The sequence below is a fragment of the Microtetraspora niveoalba genome, from assembly GCF_001570405.1.
In the GTDB taxonomy this organism is placed as follows: Bacteria; Actinomycetota; Actinomycetes; order Streptosporangiales; family Streptosporangiaceae; genus Microtetraspora; species Microtetraspora niveoalba.
Genome location: NZ_BBYM01000081.1, coordinates 1 through 4,444 on the forward strand (window position 1 = coordinate 1; position 4,444 = coordinate 4,444).

4 protein-coding genes and 1 pseudogene are annotated in these 4,444 nt (G+C 62.5%); 2 read left to right on the forward strand and 3 right to left on the reverse strand.

The features are described from left to right. Both AWQ70_RS37030 and AWQ70_RS37035 read left to right on the forward strand, forming a co-directional pair. The coding region (locus AWQ70_RS37030; RefSeq protein ID WP_067186889.1) for a transposase at positions 1 to 220 on the forward strand (220 nt) is incomplete at its 5' end. A 432-nt stretch (positions 221 to 652) separates the two neighbouring features. Next, entirely contained in the window at positions 653 to 1,333 is a 681-nt protein-coding gene (locus AWQ70_RS37035; protein WP_169808807.1) for a hypothetical protein, read from the forward strand. Between the two features lie 293 nt (positions 1,334 to 1,626). On the opposite strand, the gene AWQ70_RS37040 is transcribed toward AWQ70_RS37035, so the two are convergent. From AWQ70_RS37040 to AWQ70_RS38440, 3 genes and pseudogenes are all read right to left on the reverse strand, one after another. After that, positions 1,627 to 3,783 (reverse strand): DEAD/DEAH box helicase, encoded by a 2,157-nt coding sequence (locus tag AWQ70_RS37040; protein WP_281197197.1) that lies wholly within the window; start codon positions 3,781 to 3,783, stop codon positions 1,627 to 1,629. A 201-nt stretch (positions 3,784 to 3,984) separates the two neighbouring features. After that, positions 3,985 to 4,092: pseudogene (locus AWQ70_RS42210) on the reverse strand (hypothetical protein); the annotation flags it as partial. A gap of 18 nt (positions 4,093 to 4,110) precedes the next feature. Continuing rightward, positions 4,111 to 4,444 (reverse strand): transposase (locus tag AWQ70_RS38440; protein WP_157530963.1); only part of this gene is annotated, 334 nt, incomplete at its 5' end.

Consider the following 4,444-nt stretch of genomic DNA (forward strand, 5'->3'; position numbering starts at 1 on the left):
GGCCTGTGAACTCCTCGCCTGGACGCAGATGCTCGCCCTACACGGCACTTCCGCTCGCCGGTATGAGCCCAAACGCCTGAGGCTGCGCCTGTTCGCCGTTGCCGCCCGGCTGGTCCGTGGTGGTCGGCGCCTGCGCCTGCGCATCGCCGCGTCCTGGCCCTGGGCCAGCCAACTGGTCGCAGCCATTACCCGGCTCCAGGCACTCCCGGCCCCGACCTGACCAGCACAAAGCCACCCCGACGATCAGGGAAGGACACCTTGAGGGCCCGTGGAACCCCGCTCACCCGGCGCGATAGCCGGGCCGCCAGGTTGACCACGGCCCCGATTTCAAACTCCAGCCGAACCGCTCAGCCAGCCACCGGATAGACGTGAAAGATCGAGGTTAGGGATTGGGCAATCCGAGCCGAAGCTGGCTCGCTACCGAGAAGCATGGTGATCGATCTACTCGGGTCGGTGTTCACCGGGGACTGCTATCACCACATCAAGAGATTTATGCCAGCGGAGAAGCTGCCGGATCCTGGCACCCTCTGGCACGAGATCCTCTCCCGGGCCATCCACTTCGCCGGCCCTGAAATCCTGGTACGGGTCGACTGAGATGCGGCTTCTCCCCTGGGCGCGGAGCACCGCGTTTCACACAACGCTGCGGACCTCCGTGTCCGGGATCCACTTCGCGGCGCGTGGACGTGTCTGGTTCAAGTACGGCGGTCCGGATTGCACCCTGTCCTCGGCTAGGGCTGCGCGTGCCGCTGCGCTAACCGAGATCTATCGCATGGCAACGGGGCATACTGCCTGTTGTCCACCGGGTAAGGCATTTGAGGCGGAGCAGGCGCTTGCACTCGACCTCGCCAGTTGGCAGGAAGCCGAGCAGCACCGCGGGCTACGGATCAGGGCGCGTGTCACGCTGGCTCTCACCGGTGAGGACGCTGAAAGGGCCACAGCTTTCGACGAAGAGGTGCGTGCGGCGCAACTTGATCAAGCAGTTGCCGCCGATCGTCTCGCGCACCTCTCCAGCACGGCGTTAGCGGATATGCAAAGCGCCCGGATCTGGTGGTTTGATCAGCACTTACGTAGGGGCCACCTGCTGGACTCGTGGGACTCCTTCGATGCAGTCGTCCGTCCCTTGGTTAGTGAGAACACCGACGACGCGGCCACTCGGTTCGCGCAGGTATTCGCAACGGCCGCCCAGCGAATTATCGACCATCCGGATAAAGCGCATGACCTGCGGCTCGCGGCCCATGTGCTTCTTACCAGAGTGGGCTGGCCGGACTTGGCCGACAACCTTCCAGGCGACTCAAGTGTGAGATCCGACAACGGCGCGGGCCAGTCGACCTGAGCTGCTGATACGTGACGGCGGGCGCAGCCATCGCGCCCGTCGGCGCCTCCAGCCCGCAACTACGCTCGCTGCTGCATCTCATCTAACACGCTTGATCTTCCGCCGCAACTTGGCGGGTGTCGTACGCTTCACTTTCTCCTGCAGGATCAAGATCTAGCCAATCCAGATCATGCCAGGTCAGAGCGGCATCTTTTGTCGTATGTGACGCTAGGTGACGTTCACCGGTGCCGGTGAATTCATCAGGTTGACGCTAGACGCGTTGTGTCTTGGATAGAAGAAAGCAGCTCCCGAAGCTACTCGTTGCAGTACACCTCGAGGTGCGCAGCAGCGATCTCCCGTAGGTAGACCTCCGTGCACGCCAGCAGCTCCAGCTGCTTGAGGCTGGCCTTCGATTTGCTCATGCCCGGTTGGGCTATCGCCACTGTGAGCTGCGGCCTCCGCGTCCTGGCGATGTCACGCAACTGGACTAGCCGCTCGAAGCTACCTTGCTCGATACCGCTGAAGGAGCGGCTCTTCTGCCTGTTTCGCGCACGCCTAATCAGGCTGGTCAGCATGCCGGTGACATCACGTCGGTGAGTCGCGGACTTGCTGGCCTGGCCACATACCTCGTACAGATCCTCCACCCGGGCGCCTGGGGTGCTCTCCGAGGAGTACTTGCAATGCACGAACAGGATGTGGAGATCACGTTCGGTTTCGCGGATGGCGACGATGTCGGCGATCTCTCCTGCCCCGTCGTCGTCGATGACGACATCCCACGGTCCTCGCTCGAGGACTTGCTGGATCATTCGCGCCTGGATCGAATCAGCGTGACGCGCTTCCCTCTGGGATTCCTTCTTGATGTCGATGCCAGTCCAGTCTGGCACCTGGAGCCGGGCGGCATCGAAGGGCGGGATGTCCCGGACTGGATGCAGCAATCTGGCGGGCGCGTACACCACAGTGTCGTTCTCGAATAGGACCTGCAGGACGTTATCGCGGCGGCCGAGGAATTCGGTTGCAGACATCTCTCGGCGTGAGCTCACGATCGTCACTTCACTGTCTCCGGCCGCCTGGATGCGCATCTGCCCTTCCTCGATGGTGATCATGTAGGGCACTCGCCAGCCGGGCGTGCGGATTGCGAAGTGAACCGCGTTACCCGGAACATGGGGTGTCACTTCGAGTTCAGCGTCCAAAAACGAGTAGGAGTTCCCCTGGAAGGTCAGCTGAAGAGTGTCCTCGTTGCGGGCCAGCAGCGCCAGGGGCCATTCAACTGCCAGGACGGTGAGTTCTGGCCAGTCCTCCAGATCTTCCGGATGGATGAAGTTGTCCATAACATGGGCGATATTGATGCTGTTGTCCAGCAACTTGCGCCCGATCTGGTCACACCAGTCGACCCAATGTTTGAGCGAGTCCGCGATGCGGCGGCTCCACACCCTGCCCTTGAGCGAGGCTCCGATGCTGGTTCTGACGCCTGCGGCATACCCGGTGGCGAAGATGTTGGTCTGCGCTTTGGTGTGTTTCTCCGCGTCGGTGAACCCTTCGGCGACGTCGGCTCCGACATGCATGGAGAAGCGCCGATTGCGGTTTCTCACGTCCAGTACGCCGACGTTGGTAGGAACGAGCCGGTCAATGCCACCCATGACGCGGTAGACCTGCTTGCCGGAGATGCGTGTTGCTGTCTCCCCGCAGACGGCCTTGGCGAGGTCTTCGTGCACGCTGTCGTTGTTGGTGCTGTTGATGTAGAGCAGGCCCCGGACACTGTCCCAGTACATGACGTACAGCGAGTGGATGACTTCCTCGACCAACGGGAGGCGGCCCCACTGGATAGAGTCGCGTTCTTCGGTGACGAACCACAGCACATGGTCCTGGCCGTTCACCGCGATGGGGTAGGTGAGGAGAGCCTCCTCTGGGAAGAGGTGGTGGACGTTGGCCGGCGCCCAGTCCTGACAGTCGGTCTTGTAGGCGACCGCGCTCATCTTCGGCAGCACCGATTTGATGGAGACTTCTTCGGGGCCGGAGCCGAATCCCGCCTCGAAGGTGCTGACGCTCTCCTGTTCGTCGACGGCCCTCTGGGACAAGTCTCGAATGATGAGGTTCCAGTCGGCGTCTTCCGCATAGAGCTGGCGGAGTTGCTCGTCGAACGGCGCATCGGACCGGGACGCGATCACGGTGGCTTCGCTGACCGCGGTGGGCGAGACCCGAGCGAAGCGGCCGATGAACTGGAGGGTGATCCCCAGGCTTTTGTGCGTGTCGTGCAGCGCGGCGATCTTGAGCTGTGGGAGGTCGAATCCCTCTCCCAGCATGCCTACGCAGATGACTGCGCGGCAGGCTCGCTCATGGAGTGCGTCGAGAGCTTCCTTTGCTTGCCTACTGGCGAGCTTGCTGTGGATGACCACCGGGTTCAGGTCGGCTGCCAGCTCTCGGTAGAGAGTCAGGAGCTCGTTGGCTCGGTTGATGGAACGGGCACGGGCCATGAGCAGGTGGTCCCACCCAGCGTCGATGTCGGCGCGAAGACGCGCCAGAGCTTGCTCGGCGATGTCCCTGTCGGGATCATCGAAGCTCGGCAGCGAGATGTAGTTGATCGGCGAGAAGTAGCCCTGGGTCTGTGCCTCCCGCAAGGGGAAGGCGTAGACGATCCGGCCGCCGATAGGACGGCCGTCGGTTCGGAATGGTGTGGCCGTGAACTGCACTACGGGACGGCCCTCGAAGCCGTTTCGAAGACGGGTCCATGTCCTGGCAGCTACGTGATGGGCCTCATCAATGAACAGGTGGCTGAACTCGTCTAGGGCCTGTTTCTTGGATCACGTGCGGAGCCAGATCACCAGAGCTGCCACGGTGACGGTGCCGAGGTAGATGTAAGCGCGCTTGTCGTAGCGGGTGGCAACAGCTCGAAAGTTCTTCAGCCGGTTGATCGCCCGCTCGACAACGTTGCGCTTCTTGTAGCGCTCCTTGTCAAACCCGGTAGGCCGTCCACCGGCCGAGCCGCGCCTGCGACGGTTGGCCCGTTGGTCACGAGGCTCAGGAATGGTATGCCGAATCTTGCGTCGCCGCAGGTAGGAGCGGTTCTTGCGCGAGCTGTAGGCCTTGTCCGCGCTGACACTGTCCGGCCGGCTACGAGGACGTCCAGGCCCGATC

Excerpts from the sequence above, each read along its gene's own strand:
- AWQ70_RS37040 (WP_281197197.1), bottom strand. The coding sequence starts at position 3,783 with ATGGCCCGTGCCCGTTCCATCAACCGAGCCAACGAGCTCCTGACTCTC.